Genomic DNA, 23,541 nt, shown 5'->3' with positions numbered 1-23,541 from the left:
TATCAATTAGTCGTCACACATTGTGACTATAATCTGAGGAAAGCAGGGATCATGATGGTGAAATTGGTAGCAATTTATCGCAAGCCCGAAGATATCGATGCTTTTGACAAGCATTATTTCGAGGTACATGGCCCATTGGCAGAAAAAATGCCTGGCTTAATCAAAATGGAAGTGAGCAAAATCTACGGAACACCAATGGGAGAATCCGACCTGCATCTGATGGCAGAAATGTATTTTGAATCAAAAGAAGCTTTGATGGAAGCGTTATCATCTCCAGAAGGTCGCGCAGCAGGAAAAGACCTCCGTGGCTTCGCTGGACCAATTGTGTCCATGCATTTTGCAGAAGTAGTTTAATCATGACCACGAAAAGATTGATAGACGAACAAGCGCTCCATCAGAAGCATTACGCAGAGATTTGTGAAAAGCTAAAGCAAGATCCATTTGCACAATTTTTAGGTATCAAGCTGATTGAGCTGGGAGAAGGAACGGCGACAGCGGAAGTCACAGTTGCCGAGCATATGCTAAATGCGCACGGCACCGCTCATGGCGCGATCATCTTCTCCCTAGCAGACTTTGTTTTTGCAGCAGCCTGTAATTCCTATGGGAAAACGTCTGTGGCACTGTCGATGAACATCGGATTTTTGGCTGCTGCCATGAAAGGGAATCGCTTAGTGGCAACAGCGACAGAAGAGAAGAAAAACAATCGCACAGCCTGGTATCGTATCCGTGTAGAAACGGATCATGGCCTGGTAGCGACATTGGATGCACTGGCATACCGGAAAAGTGATTACTTCGTCGAGATCGACGAAAACGAATAACTGACAGCGAAAATAAAACGGAGAAAGGATGCCAAAAGCCATGTGCTTAGGCTCCTTTCACTGTTTCAAGACGATACGAGAAAGGGGGCAAAGATGTCAGTGGAGATCCGCAATCGATTCAACCACTACCTGGGCATAGAAGTTGTGCACCGAGATGAACAGGGCTGTAAGGTAGCACTGAAAATTCGCCCCGAGCTGTTCAATAGCATCGAAGGTGTCGTACACGGAGGCGTTACGGCGACATTAGCCGATGTGGCAATGGGGCATGGGGCAGCACCTCATGTGGATGGCGTACAGCAATGTGTGACGGTGGAGAGCAAGATTCAATACCTGCACCCCGCTCGCGGTGAGATTCTTGAGGCACAATCCCATGTATTGAAACAAGGAAAAAGCTTGATCGTGATGGAAGCACGCGTGACTTGTGATGGCAAGCTTGTGGCTTTTGCTACCGGCACGTATGCGCGGGTTAACCCGCCTGCACAAGGAGGACGTTGATGATGGAAGAGAGCGTTCGTTTTGAACGTGAAGGACATATAGGACTGATTACACTAAATCGCCCAGACGAGCTGAATGCGCTGAACTACAATACATTGGAGCGCCTGGGAAACTTGATTGAGCAGGTGCGCCTGGATGCAAAAGAGATTCGCGTGGTCATCGTGAAGGCAGAAGGGCGAGCATTTAGTGCAGGGGCAGATTTAAAGGAGCGCCGTACACTGACGGAACAGCAGGTACGCCGCAATGTCCGCAAAATCCGCGATGTATTTACTGCGTTGGAGAGGCTTCCGCAGCCGACGATTGCCATGATCAACGGATTTGCTTTTGGCGGGGGTTTTGAGTTAGCACTGGCCTGTGATTTCCGCTATGCCGTCGCAGATGCCAAAATGGGTCTGACAGAGGTGAGCTTGGGCATCATTCCTGGGGCGGGTGGTACGCAGCGGCTTTCTCGCTTGATCGGACCTTCGAAGGCAAAGGAGCTGATCCTGACTGCCAGGCGCATTCAAGCGGAGGAAGCGTATCAAATAGGTTTTGTCAATGCGATTGCAAAAGATACAGAGGAGCTTCGTGAACTGGCAATGGGGCTGGCAAACGAGATTTTGGCAAATGCTCCGCTGGCGGTTTATCAGGCAAAATCAGCTATTGATCGCGGAAGCAGTGTCGATTTGCAGACAGGTCTGGATATCGAAACCATGTGCTATGAAGTGATTATTCCCACGACAGATCGTTTGGAAGCATTGGAAGCTTTTCGCGAAAAGCGAAAACCAGTTTTTAAGGGCGAGTAACATTTTCAAATACGTACTCCTACTGAGTCATAACGCAAGGGAATGAGGGAAGCGACATGATCTTTAATACAGAAATGGAAACGCTACCAAGAGAGAAAATGACGGAACTGCAACTGGCACGCTTGAAAGAAACGATCAAACGCGTATATGAGCGCGTTCCTTTCCACACAAAAGCATTCAATGAGGCTGGTGTGAAACCAGAAGATATCCAATCAATCGAAGACATACAGAAGCTTCCATTTATGAAAAAGACAGATTTGCGAGAAAATTACCCGTTCAATCTGTTTGCAGTCGAAATGAAGGAAGTAGCACGCATTCACGGTTCATCCGGGACAAAAGGAAAACCGACTGTTGTCGGTTACACCAAAAAAGACCTGGAGAATTGGGCAGAAATCGTGGCGCGCGCCATTTGCTGTGCAGGCGGAGAGCCGGGAGACATTTTCCATAACGCGTATGGCTACGGCCTTTTTACAGGCGGTTTGGGTCTACACAACGGCATCGAGCACATGGGCGCAGTCGCAGTGCCAGTATCCGGTGGCAATACCTCCCGTCAAATTACGTTGATCGAGGACTTCAAACCACGTGGCATTGCAGCAACGCCATCCTATGTCCTCAATATCGTGGAAGAGATGAAGAAGCAAGGGATCGATCCACGTGGGACGAGTGTTAAGTACGGGATTTTTGGTGCAGAACCGTGGTCAGAAGAAATGCGCGTACAGTTGGAGCATGAGCTCGACATTAAAGCCGTGGACATTTACGGGCTGAGCGAAGTGATGGGGCCAGGTGTTTCCATTGAATGTCATGAAGTGCAGAATGGTCTGCATATCGCAGAAGACCATTTCTACGCAGAAATTATCGATCCGAATACTGGAGAAGTGCTCCCATACGGACAAGAAGGTGAGCTGGTATTCACGTCGCTGACGAAAGAAGCATTCCCGGTTGTGCGCTACCGTACGGGTGATATCGCTTCCCTCAATCCTGAGCCCTGTAAGTGCGGACGGACAACCATGCGGATGTCTCGCATCAAAGGGCGTGTAGATGACATGCTCATTATTCGCGGGGTCAATGTGTTCCCGACAGAGATCGAATCCGTTCTGCTTACCTTCAACCAATTGGCTCCACACTATCAAGTCGTCATTGAACGCGACGGTGCCCTCGACCGTTTTGAGGTGCACTGCGAGTTGACACCAGCATATGCAAATGAGATCAGTGGGAATGACAGCTCTGCACTCTCGCCATTGGTGAAAGAAATCTGTCATGACATCAAAAATACGTTGGGCGTGTCTGTGGTACTGCGGGTGCAACCGCCGAATTCCTTGACGCGCAGCGAAGGAAAAGCGATTCGTGTCGTGGATAACCGGAACAAATCACAGGCAGCTATTTAAACCAGCTCCTGTAAAAAAAAAGGGTGTGACAGCTCATGGCCTATGAATATATTAGCGTAGCCAGTGAAGATGGTGTCGGTATCATTACGTTGAATCGACCGAAGATTCTAAACGCACTGAATTTGCAGCTCGTCGACGAATTGGTTGACCAGCTGGAGCAAATGGACCGCGACCCGGATATTCGGGTGATCATCCTGACTGGCAACGCGAGGGCGTTCGCAGCGGGTGCTGACATTAATGAAATGGCGGAAGCATCAGCCATCGATATCATGAAGCGCAATCAGTTCGCGGTTTGGGATCGCATCTCACTCATATCCAAGCCGATTATTGGTGCCGTCAGCGGTTTTGTGCTCGGTGGTGGCTGTGAATTAATGATGAACTGCGATATGGTGATCGCTTCGGAGACAGCCGTCATTGGTCAACCGGAAATCAAGCTTGGTGTCATGCCTGGGGCTGGTGGTACACAGCGTCTGACGCGTGTAGTAGGTGAGCGAAAAGCACTGGAGATGCTGCTCACAGGTGAACCGATTTCGGCCAAAGAAGCGTTGAAATACGGACTGGTCAATCGGGTAGTGCCAGTGGAGGCGTACTATCAGGAAGCGCTCAAGCTGGCGAAGCAAATCGCCCAGCAGCCGCCACTCGCGGTACAGGTCATCAAAAAAGCCGTGTACAAAGCTGGGGATCTTCCCCTTCAAGAGGGAATGGATTACGAGCGAAACGGCTTTTATCTTCTTTTGGCAAGTGAAGATCGAAAAGAAGGCATGCAAGCTTTTCTGGAGAAGCGCAAACCCCGTTTTACGGGAAATTAGGAGGCGGTCATGTACGAAACGATTCTTTATGAAGTGTCAGAAGGCGTAGCAGTGGTGACTTTGAATCGTCCAGACAAATTCAATGCGTTTACAGCCGTCATGAATATGGAAATCACCGATGCGTTGAAGCAGGCGCAGAAGGATGCGGATGTGCGTTGCGTCGTTCTTACCGGAGCAGGGCGGGCGTTCAATGCGGGTCAGGATCTCAGTGACGTTTCTGATGGAGGAGATGTGGATTACGGTGGTTTCTTACGGGATCGCTACAATCCAATGATCCTCCAGTTTCAAAAAACCGAGAAACCAATCATCGCAGCGGTTAACGGTGTTGCAGCAGGTGCAGGCATGAGTGTTGCGCTGGCGTGCGATATTCGCCTGGCTTCGGAAAAGGCATCCTTCGTCAATGCTTTTGTCAACATCGGGCTCGTTCCTGATTCAGGAGGCTGCTATTTCTTGCCGCGCATCGTCGGGATCGGCAAGGCGTTGGAGCTGGCGATGACGGGGGAAAAGGTATCCGCTGAGGAAGCACTGCGAATTGGATTGGTCAATCAGGTGTACCCTGCGGAAAGCTTCATGGAGGATGCGTTGGCGTATGCGCGCAAGCTGGCGTTACTGCCGACGAAGGGGATTGGTTTGATCAAGCGCACGATGTACAAGGGGCTTGAGATGGGGTTGGAAGAGACCTTGGCATATGAAGCTTTTGCACAAGAAGCGGCTGGCAGCACAGCGGATCATAAGGAAGGGGTCACCGCTTTCATGGAAAAACGTGCGCCTCGTTTTACAGGCCGTTAGAGGCGAAGGGAGGCAAGCCCAAGTGAGTATAAAAACAGTAGGCGTCATTGGGGCGGGAACAATGGGAGCGGGGATCGCTCTCGTCTGTGCTCGCAAAGGACATCAGGTCATGCTGCTGGATGCAAATCAGGCGGTGCTGGACAAAGCGCTTGTCTATTTGGAATCGATCCTGACAAAAGATGTGGAGAAAAACAAAATCAGTGAACAAGAAATGACAGAGACGCTAGAGCTGGTCCATCTCGTATCGGAAATAGAGCAGTTGGCAGACTGCGATATCGTCATCGAAGCGGTGCCAGAGCGTCTTGATTTGAAAAAAAGCATTTTCAGCCAGCTTTCTGGGATTTGCAGAGAGGATGCCCTCTTATTAACGAATACTTCCTCTATCTCGATTACGGAGATTGCAGGGGGGCTTTCGCATCCCGAGCGCATTCTCGGATTTCATTTTTTCAATCCGGCACCCGTCATGCCGTTGGTTGAGGTTATTCGCGGGAAAAAATCGAGCGAGGAAAATGTGGAGGTGGCGTATCGATTTGCGCAAGAGTTGGGCAAGGTGCCTGTTCTGGTGACGGACACCCCTGGCTTTATCGTCAATCGAATCGCGCGGCCTTACTATAATGAAGCATTGCGTATACTTGGCGATCATGTGGCAGGTGTGGAGCAGATTGACCGCATTATGAAGCTGGCGGGTGGATTCAAAATGGGACCGTTTGAGCTTCAAGACATGATTGGCATCGACATCAATTTTGCCACCACCAAATCGGTCTATACTGACTTCTTCCATGAAGGACGATTTAAGCCTAGCCGGATTCAGCAACAAATGGTTCAATCCGGTAGCTTGGGCAGAAAGACGGGGGAAGGCTTCTATGACTACAACAAATAAGGCTGTATTGCTCGTGGGCACAAGCCCGCTGTACGCAGAGTTGAATCATTTGATGATGGAAAGAGGCTACCAGGTGCTTACGCTTGCAGAAGCGATGGCGGAACCTGAGTTGGTTGAATTGGCTGTGGAAGTAAATAGCGTCGATTTGCAGGCGAAAAAGAGGCAGATGCGCGAGTTGGATGATCTATTGCCACCAAACGTACCGATCATCACGACTTCGCTCGCGATTACAGCGACAGAGGTAGCGTCATGGACACAGCATCCTGAACGCGTTTGCGGGTTTGGAACGCTCGTGCCCTTGATTGAACGGGAGCTGATCGAGATTGCCCCCGCCCTGCAAACGGAGCTGGATACGATTCAAGTAACGCAAGACTTCTTTCAGTCGCTCGGGAAAGAGACGGAAATCGTAAACGACGAGGTAGGTCTCGTATTCCCGCGCATTTTAACGCTCATTATCAACGAGGCTACCTTTACCCTGATGGAAAAAGCAGCAACCGCTACCGATATCGATATTGCAATGAAAAAAGGCACCAACTACCCATACGGCCCTCTCGAATGGGCAGACCGCATCGGTTTGGATGAGATTTTTGCGATATCGAGAGGCTTGCAGCGCGATCTGGCCGAGGAGCGTTATCGCACTGCGCCGCTATTACGCAAGCTGGTGCTGGCAGGGCGTGTCGGCGTACGCAGTGGGCAAGGCTTTTACACGTACGAGGACAAAGTGGGTGTAGAGGCATGAGCTTGACTAACAAGGAGGTGTACGTAGCAGCAGCAGTACGTACACCAATCGGCAAGCTGGGCGGAAGTCTGAAGAACACCCCCATCGACGACCTGACAGCCATTGTCTTGAATGGAGCACTTGCGAAGGCAGGACAATCCGGTGAGATTGTTGATGGGGTCATCATGGGTAACGTCATATCGGCAGGACCGTTTATTAACATTGCACGCGTTGGTTTGTTAAAAGCAGGGCTTCCTAACACCATACCTGGTCTGACTGTGAATCGGGTGTGTGCATCCGGGCTAGAGGCAGTCAATTTGGCTGCGCAGTCCATCCAGGCAGGACATAGTCAGGTTATGCTGGCGGGCGGTGTAGAGAATTTGACTCGTTCACCGTACATCATGGAAAAATTCGAGCAGCCGTATCAACGCGGCGGACAGACGCTGGTCGAGTCTTTTGGCGGACCTCGTTCTGCTCCTGTCTCGCTGTATGGTGAACTGACCATGGGAGATACAGCGGAAAACGTGGCGGAGCAATTCGGCATCAGTCGTGAAGATCAGGATCGTTTTGCGGCAGAGAGTCAGTCTCGGGCTATCAACGCGATAGATGCAGGTCTGTTCCGCGATGAGATTATTCCAGTCACGTTAAAAGGGAAAAAAGGGGAAGAAACGCTGTTTGATGCGGATGAATTCCCAAGAAGAGATTCCAGTGTGGAGTCATTGTCCAAGTTGCGACCTGCCTTCCGAAAAGAGGGGAGCGTCACAGCAGGCAACTCCTCCGGTATCAATGATGGCGCAGCAGCCTTGCTCTTGATGAATGAAGAAATGCTGCAAAAAACAGGCGTCGCTCCCCTGGGGCGCATTGTTCATTTCGTCAGTGCTGGTGTTGATCCACGCATTATGGGCATTGGTCCGGTCTCTGCGATCCGCAAGCTGCTCGCAGAGACGAACATGACCGTAGAGCAAATCGACTTGTTTGAGTTAAATGAAGCTTTTGCTTCCCAGTCACTCGCCTGCATGCGCGAGCTGGGACTGGACCCTTTGAAAACCAATGTAAACGGTGGCGCAATCGCGTTGGGTCATCCACTCGGCATGAGCGGTGCCCGACTGGCAGGTACGATTCTTTTCGAGCTGAGACGTCGCCAAAAGAAATACGGAATCGTTTCGTTGTGCATAGGCGGCGGTCAAGGATTGGCCACGTTGGTAGAAGCGCTATAGAAAAAAAGCCCTCGTGCATGGGAGGAGTGGAAGAATGAGTACACCTGTCATCATAGATGCTGTACGCACGCCAATCGGTCGTATTGGTGGTGCGTTGAAGGATGTGCGCCCGGATGACCTGGGCGCATTGGTGATTCAAAAATTGCTGGAACGCAACTCCATCGATCCGAAGACGATTGATGATGTCATTATGGGCTGTGCCAATCAGGCTGGGGAGGACAACCGCAATGTCGCGCGTATGTCACTTCTGTTGGCGGGATTGCCTGTCGAGGTGCCAGGAGTGACAGTGAACCGCCTGTGCGGCTCAGGTCTGGAGGCTGTGAACCAAAGCGCGAATGCAATCAAAGCTGGAGCAGGTCACGTCTATATTGCGGGCGGGACAGAGAGTATGACACGCTCTCCGCTGGTGATGATGAAGCCTGGTACGGCTTTTCAGCGCGGCAATCAGCAGTTGGTCGATACGACGTTGGGCTGGCGCTTGGTTAACGAAAAAATGAAAGAGATGTATCCGCCGATCAGTTTGGGGGAGACAGCGGAGAAGGTAGCGGAGCAATACGGCATTAGCCGTGAAGCGCAAGATGAGTTTGCTTTGCGCAGTCAGCATAATTATGCACGTGCCTTGGCAGAAGGAAAGTGGGAGGCAGAGATCGTTCCCGTAGAGCTGAAAGGGCGAAAAGGTGAGGTTACGCTGTTTGAACACGATGAGCATGCACGTCCGGAGACGACCATCGAACAGCTCCAAAAGCTGAAACCAGCATTCCAGGCAGATGGCAGCGTCACAGCAGGCAACTCCAGCGGTCTAAACGATGGAGCATGCGCTCTGCTTATCATGGAACAGGAAGCGGCTCTTGCAGCCGGCTTGAAGCCTCGTGCAAGAATCGTTGCATCCTCAGTGGCCGGTGTCGCTCCTTCCGTGATGGGAATTGGACCTGTACCTGCTACACGCAAAGTGCTGAAGCAGGCAGGCTTGTCATTGGAGCAAATTGATCTGTTCGAATTCAACGAGGCTTTTGCGGCACAGGCAGTAGCGAGTGTACGTGAGCTAGGGATCAACCCTGATCTGGTCAACGTAAATGGCGGAGCGATTGCTTTGGGCCATCCGCTCGGATGTAGCGGTGCGCGTATCCTGACTACTCTGTTGTATGAAATGGAGCGTCGTGATGCCCGATACGGGTTGGCAGCGATGTGCATTGGAGTTGGACAGGGGATTGCGACGATTATCGAGCGTGTGTAGCTTGGGCATATAGGGAGGCAGGTACTCTTGATAGATAGACTCCAGCCGGGTACGACAGAAGAACTTACTGTGACGGTGACAAAGGACATGCTGCCTGTTTTTGAGGGCCAAGTCGTGCATCCCGTGATGTCGACCGTCAGTATGATTTATTACATGGAATGGGCAGGAAGACGCGTCATTTTACCATTCCTGGAAGCCGATGAGGAGGGCTCGGGATTTGCTGTAGACATCAAGCATGTCGGCCCAGCCGTGATTGGTCAGGAGGTTACGTTCCGGGCTACCTGTGTGCAGGTTACCGAAAAACGCGTAGTGTGCGAGGTTACGGCGGACACTACGCGTAATCGTGTAGGACTCGGGACGTTCGTCCAGGCTATCTTCAAAAAGGACGAGATCAAGCGGCGTTTTGAGGTCTTGCAAGCGGAGATCGAGCAGGAAGTAAATGGGAATAAATAAATATGACAGAATAAATTGACTCTTTTAAAATGTTTTACTATAATTACGTTTAAATTACGTTATACGATTTTATCGTCATATACTCTCGATCGATTCACGCACTTCCTACAGAATATGGTACAATTTCACACAGCTAATAGGTATGAATCGATTTGGGGGTAGAAGAAACGTGAAGCCACAATCCATGCTTTTTACAATTTACGGTGAATACGTCCGCCATTATGGAAGCGAAATCTGGATTGGTAGTCTGACCAAGCTGATGGGGGAATTCGGACTGTCGGAGCCGGCTGTTCGTGCAGCCATCTCCCGGATGCTTCGCCAAGGCTGGCTGGAATCGCGAAAAGTAGGGAACCGCAGCTTCTACTCGGTATCCGAGCGCGGCAAAAAGCGGCTGGAAGAGGCAGCGGCACGTATTTATAAGGTCGAGACAGATGTGTGGGACGGCAAGTGGTGCATTGCCAGCTACAACATCCCAGAGGAGCGTCGAGCGCTGCGTGATCAACTGCGGAAGGAATTGGGCTGGATGGGCTTCGGGATGCTGACGACCAGCACATGGATCAGCCCGAATAACCTCAGTGATCGCGTGAAGGACCTGACGGAAGCGCACGAGATTACAGAGTATGTGGAGATTTTTACATCAGAGCATATGGGCTGGAGCAATCCGAAGCAGCTCGTACAGAAGTGCTGGGATATCGATGAAATCAATGAAAAATACAAGGCCTTCATCGATGCCTACCGAGAGGAATACGAGCAGCTTGCTGCCAAACTTAGCAATGGGGAAGAGGTTCCAGACAGCCATTGCTTCGTGGAAAAGACAAAGCTCGTCCACCAATACCGCAAGTTCTTGTTCATCGATCCTGATTTGCCGCAGGAATTGTTGCCAGAGCTGTGGTTGGGCAAAGAGGCGGATCAGTTGTTCCAAAATTACTACCAGTTATTGAATCCAGGGGCAGTACGATTCTTCGAGACCGTGTATGAAGCTGCGCCATCTGCATAGGCGAAAGCTGCGAAGGAAAGGCCCTAGCACGTCTAGGGTCTTTTTCAATCAATTGGTTTTCCATTATTTAAAATGTAAGCGTTTTACTTGGGTGTAGTTTGGTGGACGCGAAACAAAGGGGGTACAGCACGAATATGACGGAATTGCTGCAGTACGTTGCAAACGGCCTCGTCAGTGGCGGGATTTACGCGATCGTAGCGGTTGGTTTCATCACGATTTACAACGTAAGCAAGGTGATTAATCTGGCGCAGGGTGAATTTTTGATGCTGGGCGGAATGGTCACAGTTGCTTTGATTGGCATGAATCTTCCATATGGTTTGGCGGCATTGCTCGCGATCCTCATGGTCACCTTGATCGGTGTTTTGATGCAGAAATATGTAATCGCTTACGTTAAAAAGTCCAATCCAATTAGTTTGATTATTTTGACGATAGGGATTTCCACACTCATTCGTGGCATTGCCAGCTTTATTTGGGGAAAAGATGCGTTTGCACTCGAACCGATTACGAGCAATGAGCCGATCTCGATCGGCGGCGTGATGATCGCCCAACAAAGTATCTGGATTTTGGCTGCTGTTCTTATCATTCTTTTTTTACTTTGGTACTTGATGGACAAGACGATTCTCGGCAAAAAAATTAACGCCTGTTCGGTCAACCCGATGGCAGCTCGCCTGATGGGGATTAGCCCGACAAAGATGAGTATGCTGGCCTTCGCGATCAGTGGAGCGACAGGAGCGATTGCAGGAATCGTGATCGCGCCGCTTTCCGTAACGTCCTACGATGTTGGCGTGCTGCTCGGAATCAAAGGCTTTTCCGCAGCCATTCTTGGCGGACTCGGAAATCCATTGGGTGCAGCCGTAGCCGCCTTTTTACTCGGGATCGTCGAGTCGCTGGGAGCTGGCTACATCAGCTCCGGTATGAAGGACGCGATCGCCTTTCTGGTGTTGATCGGCATGCTGTTGATTAAGCCATCCGGCATCTTTGGAGAACGCAGCGTTGGAAAAGGAGGGCTATGATGAAGCAGATCATCGATAAGTGGGGCAAAAGTATAGGAATCTACCTGTTTTTGATGATTCTTTTCCCATTCGTGATGCCAGATGAATACTATCGTTCTGTCGGAATTATTATCGGTCTTCAAGCAATCGTAACCATCGGGCTATGTCTCGTAATGGGGCTGGCGGGACAAATTTCGCTGGGACAAGCAGCGTTTTGGGGGATAGGTGCCTATACGTCGGCAGTATTGACGACGAAGTACGGTCTGCCGCCATTTATCAGCCTCATAGCTGCTGCGATTGTTCCAGGGTTATTCGCCTTTATCCTCGGGCGGGCGATAGCGGGGCTGCAAGGCTATTACCTTGCGATGGCGACACTCGCATTTGGCTACATCGTGCAGATCGGGATTACGGAATGGGAGTCGGTCACCGGGGGAGCAAACGGGATGATCAGCATTCCACAAATGACCTTCTTCGGTGGAAGCGAGCTATCTATGTACTTTCTGATTTGGGGAGTCGTCACCTGTGTGCTGCTCTTCTCCCTTAATCTCTTGAACTCACGCGTCGGCAGAGCGTTTCGGGCGATTCACAAAAGTGAGATTGCCGCGACCTCGATGGGAATTGATGTCCGCAAGTTCAAGCTGAATGCCTTTGTGGTAAGTGGCATGTTCGCTGGTATTTCCGGCGGCTTGTACGCCCACTACATGGGAATTCTCGATCCGCAGCCGTTCGGACTGCACGAATCGATCAAGTTTCTCACGATGGTCGTCATCGGCGGGATGACAAGCATCTGGGGCGCTTTGATCGGGACGATCCTGATTGGCTTTATTAGTGAAGCGCTGGTCCTCTTGAGTGAAGTGGTGCCGGGCTTGCAAGGGGATGTGGACACGATTGTATTCGGTGCGATTCTCGTGCTGATCGTTATGTTCATGCCAGAAGGATTGGTTCCGCGCATCCGGGCTGCTTTCGAAAAAGGGCAGGCGAAAAAGGCGAAGGCCATGGCTGACGAAGCACAGCGAAAGCAGCAGGTGGAAAGGAAGGCTGCAACATGACAACACTTTTGGATGTGCAAAAGCTCTCTCGTGATTTTGGCGGCGTACGGGCAGTGAATCAAGTAGATTTTCAGGTGCGGGAAGGAGAGATTCTCGCGCTGATCGGCCCGAATGGCGCTGGGAAAAGCACCGTACTCAACATGGTGTCGGGTGTGATCCCGCCTTCGGAAGGAGAGATTCGCTTCAGCAGCCAGCCATTGACACGTGTGCAAGGCTATGAATATGCCGGATTGGGCATCACGCGAACCTTTCAAAACCTCCAGACCTTTGACGATATGACCGTTTTGGAAAACGTCATGGTTGGCATGCATACCAAGACAAGCGCGAGTATCTTTTCCTGTGGCATGAATCTGGCAAAGTCCCGTAAGGAAGAGAAGTTGATGCAGGAGCAGGCACAGACGTGGATAGAGAATGTAGGACTGGCAAAGGAAGTGTCCTCGCTGGCTGGGAGCTTGCCGTACGGGAAGCTGCGGCTGATGGAGATTGCCCGCGCAATGGTAGCCAAGCCGCGGCTGCTCTTGTTGGATGAGCCTGCTGCGGGTCTGAATCATACCGAGACAGCGGAGATGAGCCGCATGTTTTGCGAGATTCGCGACAATGGAACGGCTATTTTGCTAGTGGAGCATGACATGGACATGATCATGACGATTGCGGACCGCATCGTAGTATTGGATCAAGGATCAAAAATCGCAGAAGGAACCCCGCGTGAGATTCAGGAGAACCCGCGAGTGATTGCGGCGTATCTGGGTGCAGAATGAAGCGCGAAAGAGGTGGAACATGATGGGGAAGGCAGTCCTTACAGTAGACAACATCACGGCTCGCTACGGTCCGGTAGAAGTGCTGCACGGCATTACTCTGCAAGTGAACGAAGGCGAGATCGTCTCCCTGTTAGGCGCAAATGGGGCAGGCAAAACGACGCTTTTGAACTGTATCTGCGGTCTGCACGGCGAAAAGGATGGGAAGATTTGGTTTCGTGACGCGGACATTACGCGTGTCCCTGCTGAGTTGGTGGTACCCCGGGGGATGGCGCATGTGCCGGAGCGCAGACAAATTTTTTCGACGCTGACCGTGGAGGACAATTTGTGGCTGGGTGCTTCGCATCGGATGCCCAAGACGAGCAAAAAGGAAATTGCCAAAGAAATGGAGACGGTGTATGAACGTTTTCCGATTTTGGCAGAGCGGAAATGGCAGCTCGGGGGAACGCTTTCCGGGGGGCAACAGCAAATGCTCGCTATTGGCAGAGCGCTCTTGTCTCGACCGCAGCTTCTCTTGTTGGACGAGCCTTCGCTAGGATTGGCTCCACTGATTGCCAAAGAAATCCTGACGATTGTGCAGGAGATTCGCTCGGAGTGGGGGACCACGGTGCTGTTGGTCGAGCAAAATGCTCGCGCAGCGCTCGCTATTTCCGACCGGGCTTACGTACTCAGTACGGGAGCTGTCATGCTGGAAGGGAAGGCAGACGAGATTAGCAATGACCCACGAGTACAATCTGCTTATTTGGGAAGCTCCCACGAAGCAGTGTAGCCAACATAGCAGTTTGATCAAGATCAACCACATACATGAGGGGGTACACCCATGAAAAAACGAACATTCAAAAATTGGCTATTTCCAGCAGCAGTCGCTTCGCTCGTATTCTTGAGCGCCTGTGGAGGCGGCACTACACCAGCAGCAGAGTCAGGCACTGGTGGCGCCAGCAAGGACCCGATCAAGGTCGGCGCTATTTTCTCACTGACTGGTCCGAACAGTCCGCTCGGCGTACCGGAGAAGCAAGCGGTAGAGCTGTTGGTAAAAGAAATAAACGGAGCAGGTGGAGTGGATGGCCGACCGTTGGAAGTCATTTTTGAAGACGACAAGTCTGACAATACGGAAGCGGTAAAAGCAATCAAAAAGCTCGCTTCGAAAGAAAAGGTCGTAGCTGTACTCGGCTCCTCAGGCAGTGGTCCGTCTCTCGGGATGGCTGAATATGCCGCAGCAGAAAAGCTCCCGCTGATCTCGATGGCAGCGGCAGACCAAATCACCAATCCAGTTCGTGCAGGCATCTACAAAACACCACACACGGATGTACACGGAACGAAGCGCATCTTCAAATATTTGAAGGAAAAAGGCATTACAAAAATTGCTACGCTCAATGACAGCAATCCATACGGAAGTGGCTGGACGACGCAATTGCAAAAATATGCGCCTGAATACGGCATCACGATTGTAGCGGAAGAAAAATACGGCACAAAAGATCCGTCCATGAGCTCCCAATTGACCAAGATCAAAGGGACTGATGCGCAGGCGTTGATTGTGGCAGGTACGAACCCAGGACCCGCTACGATTGTGAAGGAAGCCAAGCAATTGAACCTCACTATTCCGATCATTAGCAGCCATGGCTCTGCGAACAGCAAATTCCTCGAACTGATTGGAGACGCTGGCGAGGGTGTCTTGATGGTAGCTGGAAAACTGCTCATCCCTGAACAAGTAGCGGCGGATGATCCGCAATCTGCCATCATCAAAAAATTCGTGGATGGCTATCAAGCTGCCTACAATGCACAGCCAGACGGCTTCGCGGGATACGGGTACGACGGTTTGAATTTGCTCGTGGAAGGCTTGAAGCAAGCAGGCGGCGACACATCCAAGTTGGGCGAAGTATTGGAAAAGGTGAAATACGTAGGGGTAACCGGAGAATTCAAGTTCACGGCTGATGATCATAACGGTCTGACAGAAGACAGTATGATCATGGTTGAAGTGAAGGATGGAAAGTTCCAGCTCGTTAAATAAGTAAAAGAAGTGAGTTCCCTCCGCGTACTGAAGAAGAATGCGGGGGGAATCGTTGTTTTCATCACAAGGGTAGGAGGATCATGCATGTCTCAATTGCTGAATAGCGTCTTAATGGTCGCACCGATTTTACAAAAGGCATTTTTGTCCGAATGTATGGTAGGAGTCACCGATAAAGAGAAGTTTCTCGCCTACTATCCGGCACAAGGCTTGAACCTGGGGATTCGAGTAGGAGACGAATTGCGCCCGGGGAGTATTAATGCGACGGCGGTAAAAGAGGGCAAGCGGGTAGTGAAGAAGATTTCCAAAGAGCTCTACGGCATTCCTTATATCGCAGTCGGTTATCCGCTTGTCGAAAACGGACAAGTAGTCGGTTGCTTGGCGACAGGCGTGACGACCGATCAAGAGGATCGCTTGCACGGCTTGGCTCAAAATTTGACGGACGCGCTGGAAAATATCGCACAGCACACAGAAAGTCTGGCAAAGGACGCGGACCATTTGGCACAAGCTAGCCACACGCTGAGTGATGCAGCCGGTCAATTAGGGCTGAAAATTACAGAGACGACCCAGATCAACGAATTGATTCGCAATATCTCAACACGCTCGAATGTCCTGGGATTGAATGCCGTCCTTGAAGCGGCACGTGCAGGTGCTGCTGGTCGCGGCTTTTCCGTGGTCGCAGAGGAAATCCGTCAGCTTTCCCAGACGACGGCTACTTCAGCGAAGGGCATTTTCCAACTGTTGGATGAAATGAATGCACTCGTCGGAACGGTTACTGATGAAATGGAGAAGACGATGAATCACAGCGTACAGCAGTCGACGCGAATACAGGAGCTGGATGCAGTCATGCAAGAGCTGCGGCATATGGCTGAGCAATTGAAAAAGGCAGCAGATATAACTGGGCACGGAGAATAGGAGAGTCTCCATGTAAGCGTATTGCAAAAACGTATGACGATATGTTATTATTGCGTTATAAAAACGTATTATAATTTTATCATAATGCATATCTGATAAAAGGAGGGCGTTCTCCATGCAAATGAGGCTCGAACATGCCGATTTGACTGAAAACGAAAAGTTGGAAGCGTTTTTAGCGAGAATCGATCGTGGGGAAAAAATAGAGGCAGACGATTGGATGCCAGACGACTATCGCAACCAGTTGATCAAGCTGATTTCGATGCATGGCATCAGTGAGATCATGGGTGCACTGCCGGAAAAAGAATGGGTACCAAAGGCGCCGACACTGCGCAGAAAGCTGGCGATTATGGCCAAGGTCCAGGACGAGATGGGGCATGGTCAATTGCTGCTTCGCGTCGCAGAAGATTTGCTTGAGCCATTGGGCAAGACGCGTGAGGATATCATGAATGATTTGTTTTCAAAGAGACTGAAATTTCACAATGTATTCCACATGGAAGCACCTACCTGGGCTGATGCTGGTGTGATCGGCTGGCTGGTTGACGGAGCGGCTATTATTACGCAATCGATGTCCCTTGATACATCGTATGCACCTTATGCCCGCGCTCTGCATCGGATCTGTGCGGAAGAAAAGTTCCACGCCCAGCACGGGGAGAGTATCGTCTTGGAGTTGGCAGAAGGCACCGATGAACAGCGCCAAATGCTGCAAGATGCCATCCATCGTTGGTGGCCTGCCCTCTTGATGTTTTTCGGACCGCCGGAAAACGGCAACATTACGAGCAATCAGGAAGCCAACATGCGCTACAAGATTCGTACACAGACCAATGAAGAATTACGCCAAGTATTCCTGAAAAAGTACTTGCCGCGTATTTTCCACCTCGGCTGCACAGTTCCAGACGATACGATTTACTTCGACGAGGCAGAAGACAAATGGGTCTACCAACAGCCTGATTGGGAAGAGTTCAAGCAAATCGTCAAGGGGAACGGACCACGCTCCGCTCACCGTCTGAATCTTCGGGTAATGTCTTATGAGGAAACCAAATGGGTGCGCGATGCGATTATGTCGTACGGCCGACAAGTAGGGTAGGTGAATGTGGATGAGCAACGAAAACTTTTTCATATACGAAGTATTCAGCCAAAAAAGCGTAAATGCTCCGTTCGTCCAACAGTTCAGTTTGTTGGCACCCAATAAAGAAGTCGCATTGAGCATGGCGAGGGAGAATTTCTTGCGCCGTGAGCCTTGTTTTAATTTGTGGGTAGTCAAGCGCGACGACATTTTTGGACTTCCGCCAGAGGAGCGTCCTTTTCTGGAAAGACTCGACAACAAGAGCTATCGGGAGACCAAAGGGTACGGCGACTTGCAGTCAAGATGGCGCCACCATCGCGAGCAGTACGAAGAAAAACAGAAGCATGCAGGCAACGGCAGTTAAGCAGGAGGGATACAATCATGGGCGACCGTTTACATGTAGAAACAGTAGAAGCAGCAAACCAAAACCCGTCATTTGCAAAAGCCTTGACCGACCTGTTGTTCCAGCTTGCTGATGACGATTTTATATTGGCTTATCGTGGATCGGAATGGCTGGGGCTTGCTCCGCATATTGAAGAAGATGTGGCGTTTTCATCGATGTCTCAGGACATGATGGGCCATGCGGTGATGTTCTATGAAATGCTTGAGCAACTAGGAATAGGCAAAGCAGACGATCTCGCACAGCTCCGCGAGGCGAAGGTGTTTTCCAATGCGATCTTGGTAGAGCGTAAAAACGGCGACGGCGATTACAACGATCATCCTCATTACGATTGGGCTTATGCGATTGTTCGCAGCTATGTGTACGGCTTATACAAGCAGGTTCGCTTGGAGGCTCTTACGCAGTCGTCATACGCACCACTTGCGCTTGTCAGCCGCAAAATGATGACAGAGCATCGCTATCATCTGATGCACTGGCAAGTTTGGTTGAAGCAATTGGCGAACAGTACGGCTGATGCGCGTCAGAGACTGGAGGCAGCCATTGCAGAAGTTTGGAAGGATGCCGGGGAGCTGCCTCATCTTGGACCAAACCAGAGCGATATCGTTCAATTTGGCTTGATTGCAGAAGAAGAGCAACTGAAACAAAAATGGCTGACTTTGACCAAAGACATTTTCGAAAAAGCAGGACTCGACTGGCCGGGTGAGCCAGGAGTGCCACAAGAGCGCGGCCGTCACGGTGAACATACTGCTGATCTGGTGCAAGCTTTGGCTACCTTGTCTGAAGTGTATCGCATTGATCCGGCTGCAGGCTGGTAAAAAGGAGTGATTCTCTCATGGCGCAAGAAGAACTGCAACTGCATGAAGGGCTTGAAGCGACATGCTGGGAACTGCTGCAGCAAGTAACGGATCCCGAAATTCCGGTGATCAGCATGGTGGAGATGGGGATGATTCACAAAGTGCGCATCGAGGCAGACATCGTACACGTCGAGGTGCTCCCTACCTTTGTCGGTTGTCCGGCACTCGAGATCATGAAGAAGAACATCACAGAAAAGCTGGTGGAGGCAGAAGGAATCAATCAGGTCCAGGTAACGTTCGTCTATGATCCAGCCTGGACATCTGATCGTATCGCCTTGGATGCTCGCGATAAGCTGAAAAGCTTTGGCATCGCGCCGCCACCGCTTGACTTCAAACCGGGGGATACATGGGAGGTAGCCTGTCCCTATTGTGATTCTCCGTATACACAAATTGAGAATCTGTTTGGCCCTGCTGCTTGTCGAAGTATCTTGTATTGCCGGCATTGCAAGAATCCGTTTGAGGCCCTAAAACCAATCTATTGAGAGAGATTGAGAGGAGCGAATGTCATGGGAGAGTACAAGCAAATGTTTATTAATGGAGAATGGGTGACTGCCGAGAGTGGAGAATCCATTCAGATTACGAATCCTGCTACAGGGGAAACAGTTGGAACAGTAACCTTCGGCGATGGTCGCGATGCCAACAAGGCCATCGACGCTGCTCATCAGGCATTCCCAAGCTGGTCTCGATTGACCGCTCGCGAGCGCGCCAAATATTTGTACAACTTGTCTGAGCTGGTGAAAAACAATCGGGACGAACTGGCGGGCATCATTTCTGCTGAGATGGGTAAGCCTTTGGGCGAGGCAAAAGGCGAAGTGCTGGGTGCCGCTGATAACTTTGTCTGGTACGCAGAAGAAGCCAAGAGAGTCAACGGAGAAACGATCCCATCCTCGGTTGCGAACAAGCGCATCATGGTGCTGCGTCAGCCTGTAGGGGTGGTAGGGGCGATTACCCCGTGGAACTTCCCGGTGAACATGGTTGCACGTAAGATCGCTCCGGCGTTGGCTGCCGGTTGCACGGTAGTTTTAAAGCCAGCAGAAAGCACGCCGCTGTCTGCGATTCGCATGTTTGAGCTGATTGAGCAGGCTGGCTTTCCAAAAGGCGTCGTAAACCTCGTCATTGGAAATCCTGAATCGATTGGGAAGGAGTTCATCGACAATCCGAAGCTCTCCAAAATTGGATTTACAGGCTCCACTCGTGTCGGCAAGCTGCTGATGGAGGGCGCGGCAAAGCAAGTGAAGCGCGTCAGCATGGAGCTTGGTGGTCACGCGCCGTTCATCGTATTCCCGGATGCCGATCTGGATGCAGCCGTAAAAGGTCTGTTTGAGAGCAAGTTCCGTAACTCCGGTCAAATGTGCATTTGCACGAACCGTCTGTACGTCCACGAGGATGTCGCAGACGCTTTCACAGAAAAGCTGGTAGAGCGTCTGAAGCGTGCGAAGGTAGGGGATGGTCGCCAGAAAGAGACAGAAATCGGTCCACTGGTGAACGAGCGTGCCCTGAACAAGGTGCTCGAGCATATCGAGGACGCCAAGGACAAAGGCGGGCAAGTAGTATACGGCGGAAATCGTCTGGTTGAAGGTGATTATGCGAAGGGCTTCTATTGCGAACCGACCTTGCTTGCTGGTGTTACATCGGATATGAAAATCTCCTTTGAGGAAACGTTCGGTCCTGTCGTTCCACTCGTGCGTTTTACAGAGGAAGCGGATGTCGTACAGATGGCAAACGACACGCGGTACGGCTTGGCTGCTTATGTGTACACTCGAGATAATCAGCGTTGCTTCCGCATGGCTGAGCTCCTCGAATACGGAATCGTTGGGATCAATGACGGATCGCCTACCCAGACACAAGCGCCGTTTGGCGGTTTCAAGGAAAGCGGAATCGGCCGTGAGGGTGGCCGCTACGGAATGGATGAGTACTTGGAGACGAAGTTCGTTTCCTTTGGACTGTAAGATAAGAAGAGAGGAAGAGTTCAGACAAGATCTGGACTCTTTTTATTTTCATATAGGAAAGGTTTAAAAAGGTATCGATGAACCAATAAAGCTGGTGAGAAGAAAAAGCACAGGTCTCGTAGACCTTGACAAAGCCTACCCAGTCTCCACTTCCAAAAGGGGACCCGCTTGTCGAACACTTCTTCCTTGAGAATCTTCCGCCCGTAGGGTGGCTTTGGCTCGACGGTCCCCTTTTGGAAGTGGAGACGGACAGTCAATCCCCTTGCGGGCGTGTCAGAGTCGAAGAGAGCTGTGCTTTTTCTTCTCCTCCACTATGTTGACTCAAACAAAAAGAGTCTTCTCTTTTAATATGTCTATTTTGTGAATGGTATTGTTCAACACTTTGTTCATTTTTGTCTACAAAGAAAAAGGGAATCAACGGTATAATGGAGATTGGATCAAGGGTAACATTTAATAGATAAAAATTGGTATTTCATATTGACACAAAACGTACATATGACGACGCCCAGCGAGTGAGGTATCGTCCAAGATTTTACATTTGGAAGGGAGGATATAAACATGGGGAATGAACATCAAATGCACGAGATGTCACCGGCTGCAGGATCAGCAACCTTCTCGGATTTATGGAGTCCGGATGTGATGCTTTTGTCGTTGCTTGTGACGACTGTCTACTTTCTCGTAACAGGTCCTATGCATAAACGTTTTGAAAACGCTACACCGGCGACTGGCAAGCAAAGATTGCTTTTTGTGTTGGCAATCGTGTTGTTTTACGCCGCACAAGGAAGCCCTATCAGTTATTACGGCCATCATTACATGTTTAGTTTGCACATGCTCCAACAATCGATCTTGTACTTTGCCCTGCCGCCGCTTATGCTTCTGGCAATGCCTGAATGGCTTTTGGCCAAGATTTTCCGTCCGAAAGCGCTAAAGTTCATCCTGAACTCTTTGACACATCCGTTAGTGGCAGCGCTGTTGTTCAACTCACTGTTTTCGTTTTACCATGTTCCGTTTATCTTTGATGCCGTCGCGATCAACCATGAGTGGATGACGTTTTATCATGTCATTCTCGTGATTGCTGCATTTGCGATGTGGTGGCCAATTGTGAGTCCGTTGTCTGATAACAAGCGACAACTGGCCGGATTGAAAAAACTATCGTACGTTTTTGCAAACGGTGTCTTGATTACGCCAGCCTGTGCGCTGATTATTTTTGCCTCGGAACCGCTGTACGCTACGTATATAGCTGCTCCACAGCTATTCCAGAGCCTCGACGCTTTTAACGATCAGCGTCTTGGCGGAATCATTATGAAGCTGGTTCAGGAGCTTGTTTACGGCTGCGTGCTGGCCTATGTCTTCTACCATTGGTACAAGGCAGAGAAGCAGGACGACATGCCGATGGATCAATCTTTCGGTGCTGAAAAGCCGACTTTTTAAATACGCGCGAACAGCAGAAACGCTTGTTGAATGAGGTGGAAAAATGGGGCTCATATTGCCTACGGTAAGTACGGCTTTTATTGTCATTAGCGGAATTCTCGTTGCGATTGGCTGGTACGCCATTGCGAAAAAGCAAGTAGAAAAGCATATGAAGATTATGAAGTGGGCTGCGATCTGTGCCACGATCTTCTTTATCACGTATGTTTCCAGAACGGCGTTTATCGGAAACACGCATTTTGGCGGGCCAGACAGCATCAAACCAATCTATCAGACATTCTTGTTCTTCCACATCATCCTGGCAACAGTCGGTGGTGTGATGGGGCTGATTACACTCAGATACGCTTACACGAAAAACTATGCTTCTCATCGTAAGATCGGTCCTTGGACTTCCATTGTGTGGTTTGTCACCTCGATTACGGGAGCTGCGGTTTATCTGCTGCTGTACTGGATTTATCCAGGTGGCGAAACATCTGGCGTGCTGGATGTAATTTTTGGTAAGTAATCGTTTTCGTAGTTTTTGGGGCATTGGATACAATGTAGTTAGTTTATCCAGTCATGATTCGGATGTTCAGATAGAAGGAAACAGGAGGTACAAAACGTGGACCAGCAAATGACCGTGCAGGAATCGCTTGATGCCGATGCTTCTTTGCAGACACAGCCGGTAGGGCCAGCTACCTTTCGGGATTACGTACAACTGACGAAGCCTGGCATTACCCTGTCAAACTTGATGACCACTTTTGCTGCTTTATGGTTAGCGTCCTACGGTTATCCGAACTGGAAACTGGCTCTATTCACCATGCTAGGAACCGCTTTGGTCATTATGTCGGGTGCGGCTTTAAACAATTTCTACGACCGTGATCTGGACAAAAAAATGAAGCGGACGCAAAATCGTGCGGTAGCGACCGGAAGAATTTCTGCACGTAACGCGATCCTCTTAGGGATTGGCCTGCTGTTGGCAGGGGTTGCTGTATTGGCTGTCTATGCGAATCCCTTGGCGGCGGTTTGGGGATTGATCGGTCACATTTTTTATGTGCTGATTTACACGCCGCTGAAACGAGTGACCACTCTCAATACGGTGATTGGCGGTATTTCAGGTGCAGCTCCTCCGGTGATTGGGTGGGTAGCGGTAACAGGCACCATGGACATGACTGCTTGGCTGTTGTTCCTGGTTTTGTTCTTGTGGCAGCCTCCCCATTTTTTGGCGTTGGCCATGCTGAAAACAGAAGAATACCGTGCAGGAAATCTGCCGATGCTACCGGTAGTAAAAGGCTTTGCCGAGACCAAGCGACAAATGATGCTGTGGGGTTCGGTGTTGTTCCCGGCTTCTTTGCTGCTGTTTGTCCATGCTAGCCTAGGCTATGTGTATTTACTCATCATGGGCGTGATGGGGATTGTGTACATGGTTCTGCTTTTCCAAGGGTTCAAAACCAAGGATGATCTCACGTGGGCACGCAAACTGTTCGGTTTTTCCATCCTTTATTTAACCGTGTTTTGTGCAGCGATCGTCATTAGTACCATGGTCAACTATTATTGACACGAAACACTCAC

General features: G+C 50.4%; 27 protein-coding genes. All 27 read left to right on the top strand.

Going from position 1 to position 23,541, the window contains the following annotated elements:
* The first annotated feature begins 54 nt into the window (after window positions 1–54).
* Window positions 55–354 carry an EthD family reductase gene (locus HP568_RS12250; RefSeq protein ID WP_007723387.1) on the top strand — a complete coding sequence of 100 codons (300 nt, stop codon included), beginning with the start codon at window positions 55–57 and terminating at the stop codon, window positions 352–354.
* Window positions 355–356: 2 nt separating this feature from the next.
* Window positions 357–818: a PaaI family thioesterase gene (locus HP568_RS12245; protein WP_173629207.1), complete on the top strand. Its 462-nt coding sequence runs from the start codon at window positions 357–359 to the stop codon at window positions 816–818.
* Between the two features lie 93 nt (window positions 819–911).
* Complete coding sequence (locus HP568_RS12240) at window positions 912–1,313, top strand: PaaI family thioesterase (protein WP_048034721.1); 402 nt, start codon at window positions 912–914, stop codon at window positions 1,311–1,313.
* Window positions 1,313–2,098, top strand: coding sequence for an enoyl-CoA hydratase-related protein (locus tag HP568_RS12235; protein WP_173629206.1), 786 nt, complete (start codon window positions 1,313–1,315; stop codon window positions 2,096–2,098). Before HP568_RS12240 ends, HP568_RS12235 begins: the two co-directional genes overlap by 1 nt.
* 56 nt (window positions 2,099–2,154) lie before the next feature.
* Entirely contained in the window at window positions 2,155–3,483 is a 1,329-nt protein-coding gene (gene paaK, locus HP568_RS12230; RefSeq protein ID WP_173629205.1) for a phenylacetate--CoA ligase PaaK, read from the top strand.
* Between the two features lie 35 nt (window positions 3,484–3,518).
* A complete protein-coding gene (locus tag HP568_RS12225) occupies window positions 3,519–4,292 on the top strand; it encodes an enoyl-CoA hydratase-related protein (RefSeq protein ID WP_048034719.1) in 774 nt (257 codons plus the stop codon).
* Between the two features lie 9 nt (window positions 4,293–4,301).
* A complete protein-coding gene (locus HP568_RS12220; RefSeq protein WP_048034718.1) occupies window positions 4,302–5,081 on the top strand; it encodes an enoyl-CoA hydratase-related protein in 780 nt (259 codons plus the stop codon).
* A 22-nt stretch (window positions 5,082–5,103) separates the two neighbouring features.
* Window positions 5,104–5,961, top strand: coding sequence for a 3-hydroxyacyl-CoA dehydrogenase family protein (locus tag HP568_RS12215; RefSeq protein ID WP_144619243.1), 858 nt, complete (start codon window positions 5,104–5,106; stop codon window positions 5,959–5,961).
* Window positions 5,945–6,700 (top strand): 3-hydroxyacyl-CoA dehydrogenase family protein, encoded by a 756-nt coding sequence (locus HP568_RS12210; RefSeq protein WP_173629204.1) that lies wholly within the window; start codon window positions 5,945–5,947, stop codon window positions 6,698–6,700. The genes HP568_RS12215 and HP568_RS12210 overlap by 17 nt, the downstream gene beginning before the upstream one ends.
* Window positions 6,697–7,896, top strand: coding sequence for a thiolase family protein (locus HP568_RS12205; protein ID WP_173629203.1), 1,200 nt, complete (start codon window positions 6,697–6,699; stop codon window positions 7,894–7,896). Before HP568_RS12210 ends, HP568_RS12205 begins: the two co-directional genes overlap by 4 nt.
* Before the next feature lie 34 nt (window positions 7,897–7,930).
* Window positions 7,931–9,130, top strand: coding sequence for a thiolase family protein (locus HP568_RS12200; protein WP_173629202.1), 1,200 nt, complete (start codon window positions 7,931–7,933; stop codon window positions 9,128–9,130).
* Window positions 9,131–9,157: 27 nt separating this feature from the next.
* The gene (locus HP568_RS12195; protein ID WP_048034713.1) at window positions 9,158–9,583 is read left to right on the top strand and encodes a thioesterase family protein; all 426 of its coding nucleotides are present in this window, start codon (window positions 9,158–9,160) and stop codon (window positions 9,581–9,583) included.
* 169 nt (window positions 9,584–9,752) lie between these two features.
* Window positions 9,753–10,580, top strand: a complete 828-nt coding sequence (gene paaX / locus HP568_RS12190; RefSeq protein ID WP_048034712.1) for a phenylacetic acid degradation operon negative regulatory protein PaaX — start codon at window positions 9,753–9,755, stop codon at window positions 10,578–10,580.
* Window positions 10,581–10,714: 134 nt separating this feature from the next.
* On the top strand, window positions 10,715–11,593 hold the full coding sequence (locus tag HP568_RS12185) for a branched-chain amino acid ABC transporter permease (RefSeq protein ID WP_173629201.1): 879 nt from the start codon (window positions 10,715–10,717) through the stop codon (window positions 11,591–11,593).
* A complete protein-coding gene (locus tag HP568_RS12180) occupies window positions 11,593–12,621 on the top strand; it encodes a branched-chain amino acid ABC transporter permease (RefSeq protein WP_173629200.1) in 1,029 nt (342 codons plus the stop codon). The genes HP568_RS12185 and HP568_RS12180 overlap by 1 nt, the downstream gene beginning before the upstream one ends.
* Window positions 12,618–13,379, top strand: coding sequence for an ABC transporter ATP-binding protein (locus HP568_RS12175; protein WP_056492250.1), 762 nt, complete (start codon window positions 12,618–12,620; stop codon window positions 13,377–13,379). The genes HP568_RS12180 and HP568_RS12175 overlap by 4 nt, the downstream gene beginning before the upstream one ends.
* A 22-nt stretch (window positions 13,380–13,401) precedes the next feature.
* Window positions 13,402–14,145: an ABC transporter ATP-binding protein gene (locus HP568_RS12170; protein WP_173629199.1), complete on the top strand. Its 744-nt coding sequence runs from the start codon at window positions 13,402–13,404 to the stop codon at window positions 14,143–14,145.
* 51 nt (window positions 14,146–14,196) lie between these two features.
* A complete protein-coding gene (locus HP568_RS12165; RefSeq protein ID WP_048034707.1) occupies window positions 14,197–15,384 on the top strand; it encodes an ABC transporter substrate-binding protein in 1,188 nt (395 codons plus the stop codon).
* Between the two features lie 84 nt (window positions 15,385–15,468).
* Window positions 15,469–16,296 carry a methyl-accepting chemotaxis protein gene (locus HP568_RS12160; RefSeq protein WP_173629198.1) on the top strand — a complete coding sequence of 276 codons (828 nt, stop codon included), beginning with the start codon at window positions 15,469–15,471 and terminating at the stop codon, window positions 16,294–16,296.
* A gap of 115 nt (window positions 16,297–16,411) precedes the next feature.
* Complete coding sequence (gene paaA / locus HP568_RS12155; RefSeq protein ID WP_048034705.1) at window positions 16,412–17,380, top strand: 1,2-phenylacetyl-CoA epoxidase subunit PaaA; 969 nt, start codon at window positions 16,412–16,414, stop codon at window positions 17,378–17,380.
* 10 nt (window positions 17,381–17,390) lie between these two features.
* The gene (gene paaB / locus HP568_RS12150; RefSeq protein ID WP_015893218.1) at window positions 17,391–17,723 is read left to right on the top strand and encodes a 1,2-phenylacetyl-CoA epoxidase subunit PaaB; all 333 of its coding nucleotides are present in this window, start codon (window positions 17,391–17,393) and stop codon (window positions 17,721–17,723) included.
* A gap of 17 nt (window positions 17,724–17,740) precedes the next feature.
* On the top strand, window positions 17,741–18,574 hold the full coding sequence (paaC, locus tag HP568_RS12145; protein WP_173629197.1) for a 1,2-phenylacetyl-CoA epoxidase subunit PaaC: 834 nt from the start codon (window positions 17,741–17,743) through the stop codon (window positions 18,572–18,574).
* Window positions 18,575–18,591: 17 nt separating this feature from the next.
* On the top strand, window positions 18,592–19,095 hold the full coding sequence (paaD, locus tag HP568_RS12140; protein ID WP_173629196.1) for a 1,2-phenylacetyl-CoA epoxidase subunit PaaD: 504 nt from the start codon (window positions 18,592–18,594) through the stop codon (window positions 19,093–19,095).
* 24 nt (window positions 19,096–19,119) lie between these two features.
* Window positions 19,120–20,562, top strand: coding sequence for an NAD-dependent succinate-semialdehyde dehydrogenase (locus tag HP568_RS12135; RefSeq protein ID WP_173629195.1), 1,443 nt, complete (start codon window positions 19,120–19,122; stop codon window positions 20,560–20,562).
* A 558-nt stretch (window positions 20,563–21,120) separates the two neighbouring features.
* Window positions 21,121–21,993 carry a cytochrome c oxidase assembly protein gene (locus tag HP568_RS12130; protein WP_048034701.1) on the top strand — a complete coding sequence of 291 codons (873 nt, stop codon included), beginning with the start codon at window positions 21,121–21,123 and terminating at the stop codon, window positions 21,991–21,993.
* Window positions 21,994–22,036: 43 nt separating this feature from the next.
* Window positions 22,037–22,495 (top strand): DUF420 domain-containing protein, encoded by a 459-nt coding sequence (locus HP568_RS12125; protein ID WP_048034700.1) that lies wholly within the window; start codon window positions 22,037–22,039, stop codon window positions 22,493–22,495.
* Between the two features lie 96 nt (window positions 22,496–22,591).
* Window positions 22,592–23,527 carry a heme o synthase gene (gene cyoE / locus HP568_RS12120; RefSeq protein WP_173629194.1) on the top strand — a complete coding sequence of 312 codons (936 nt, stop codon included), beginning with the start codon at window positions 22,592–22,594 and terminating at the stop codon, window positions 23,525–23,527.
* The last annotated feature ends 14 nt before the right edge of the window (window positions 23,528–23,541 follow it).

The sequence above is a fragment of the Brevibacillus sp. MS2.2 genome (genome assembly GCF_013284345.1).
In the GTDB taxonomy this organism is placed as follows: domain Bacteria; phylum Bacillota; class Bacilli; order Brevibacillales; family Brevibacillaceae; genus Brevibacillus; species Brevibacillus brevis_C.
Note: the sequence above shows the minus strand (reverse complement) of the source record. Positions and strands in the feature narration are given on the sequence as shown.

Excerpts from the sequence above, each read along its gene's own strand:
- HP568_RS12185 (WP_173629201.1), top strand. The coding sequence starts at position 10,715 with ATGACGGAATTGCTGCAGTACGTTGCAAACGGCCTCGTCAGTGGCGGG.
- HP568_RS12235 (WP_173629206.1), top strand. The coding sequence starts at position 1,313 with ATGATGGAAGAGAGCGTTCGTTTTGAACGTGAAGGACATATAGGACTG.
- HP568_RS12135 (WP_173629195.1), top strand. The coding sequence starts at position 19,120 with ATGGGAGAGTACAAGCAAATGTTTATTAATGGAGAATGGGTGACTGCC.
- HP568_RS12225 (WP_048034719.1), top strand. The coding sequence starts at position 3,519 with ATGGCCTATGAATATATTAGCGTAGCCAGTGAAGATGGTGTCGGTATC.
- paaD (WP_173629196.1), top strand. The coding sequence starts at position 18,592 with ATGGCGCAAGAAGAACTGCAACTGCATGAAGGGCTTGAAGCGACATGC.
- HP568_RS12250 (WP_007723387.1), top strand. The coding sequence starts at position 55 with ATGGTGAAATTGGTAGCAATTTATCGCAAGCCCGAAGATATCGATGCT.
- HP568_RS12205 (WP_173629203.1), top strand. The coding sequence starts at position 6,697 with ATGAGCTTGACTAACAAGGAGGTGTACGTAGCAGCAGCAGTACGTACA.
- HP568_RS12160 (WP_173629198.1), top strand. The coding sequence starts at position 15,469 with ATGTCTCAATTGCTGAATAGCGTCTTAATGGTCGCACCGATTTTACAA.
- HP568_RS12200 (WP_173629202.1), top strand. The coding sequence starts at position 7,931 with ATGAGTACACCTGTCATCATAGATGCTGTACGCACGCCAATCGGTCGT.
- paaB (WP_015893218.1), top strand. The coding sequence starts at position 17,391 with ATGAGCAACGAAAACTTTTTCATATACGAAGTATTCAGCCAAAAAAGC.
- HP568_RS12125 (WP_048034700.1), top strand. The coding sequence starts at position 22,037 with ATGGGGCTCATATTGCCTACGGTAAGTACGGCTTTTATTGTCATTAGC.
- HP568_RS12210 (WP_173629204.1), top strand. The coding sequence starts at position 5,945 with ATGACTACAACAAATAAGGCTGTATTGCTCGTGGGCACAAGCCCGCTG.
- HP568_RS12245 (WP_173629207.1), top strand. The coding sequence starts at position 357 with ATGACCACGAAAAGATTGATAGACGAACAAGCGCTCCATCAGAAGCAT.
- HP568_RS12180 (WP_173629200.1), top strand. The coding sequence starts at position 11,593 with ATGAAGCAGATCATCGATAAGTGGGGCAAAAGTATAGGAATCTACCTG.
- HP568_RS12130 (WP_048034701.1), top strand. The coding sequence starts at position 21,121 with ATGGGGAATGAACATCAAATGCACGAGATGTCACCGGCTGCAGGATCA.
- HP568_RS12170 (WP_173629199.1), top strand. The coding sequence starts at position 13,402 with ATGGGGAAGGCAGTCCTTACAGTAGACAACATCACGGCTCGCTACGGT.
- HP568_RS12165 (WP_048034707.1), top strand. The coding sequence starts at position 14,197 with ATGAAAAAACGAACATTCAAAAATTGGCTATTTCCAGCAGCAGTCGCT.
- HP568_RS12175 (WP_056492250.1), top strand. The coding sequence starts at position 12,618 with ATGACAACACTTTTGGATGTGCAAAAGCTCTCTCGTGATTTTGGCGGC.
- paaK (WP_173629205.1), top strand. The coding sequence starts at position 2,155 with ATGATCTTTAATACAGAAATGGAAACGCTACCAAGAGAGAAAATGACG.
- paaA (WP_048034705.1), top strand. The coding sequence starts at position 16,412 with ATGCAAATGAGGCTCGAACATGCCGATTTGACTGAAAACGAAAAGTTG.
- HP568_RS12240 (WP_048034721.1), top strand. The coding sequence starts at position 912 with ATGTCAGTGGAGATCCGCAATCGATTCAACCACTACCTGGGCATAGAA.
- paaC (WP_173629197.1), top strand. The coding sequence starts at position 17,741 with ATGGGCGACCGTTTACATGTAGAAACAGTAGAAGCAGCAAACCAAAAC.
- HP568_RS12220 (WP_048034718.1), top strand. The coding sequence starts at position 4,302 with ATGTACGAAACGATTCTTTATGAAGTGTCAGAAGGCGTAGCAGTGGTG.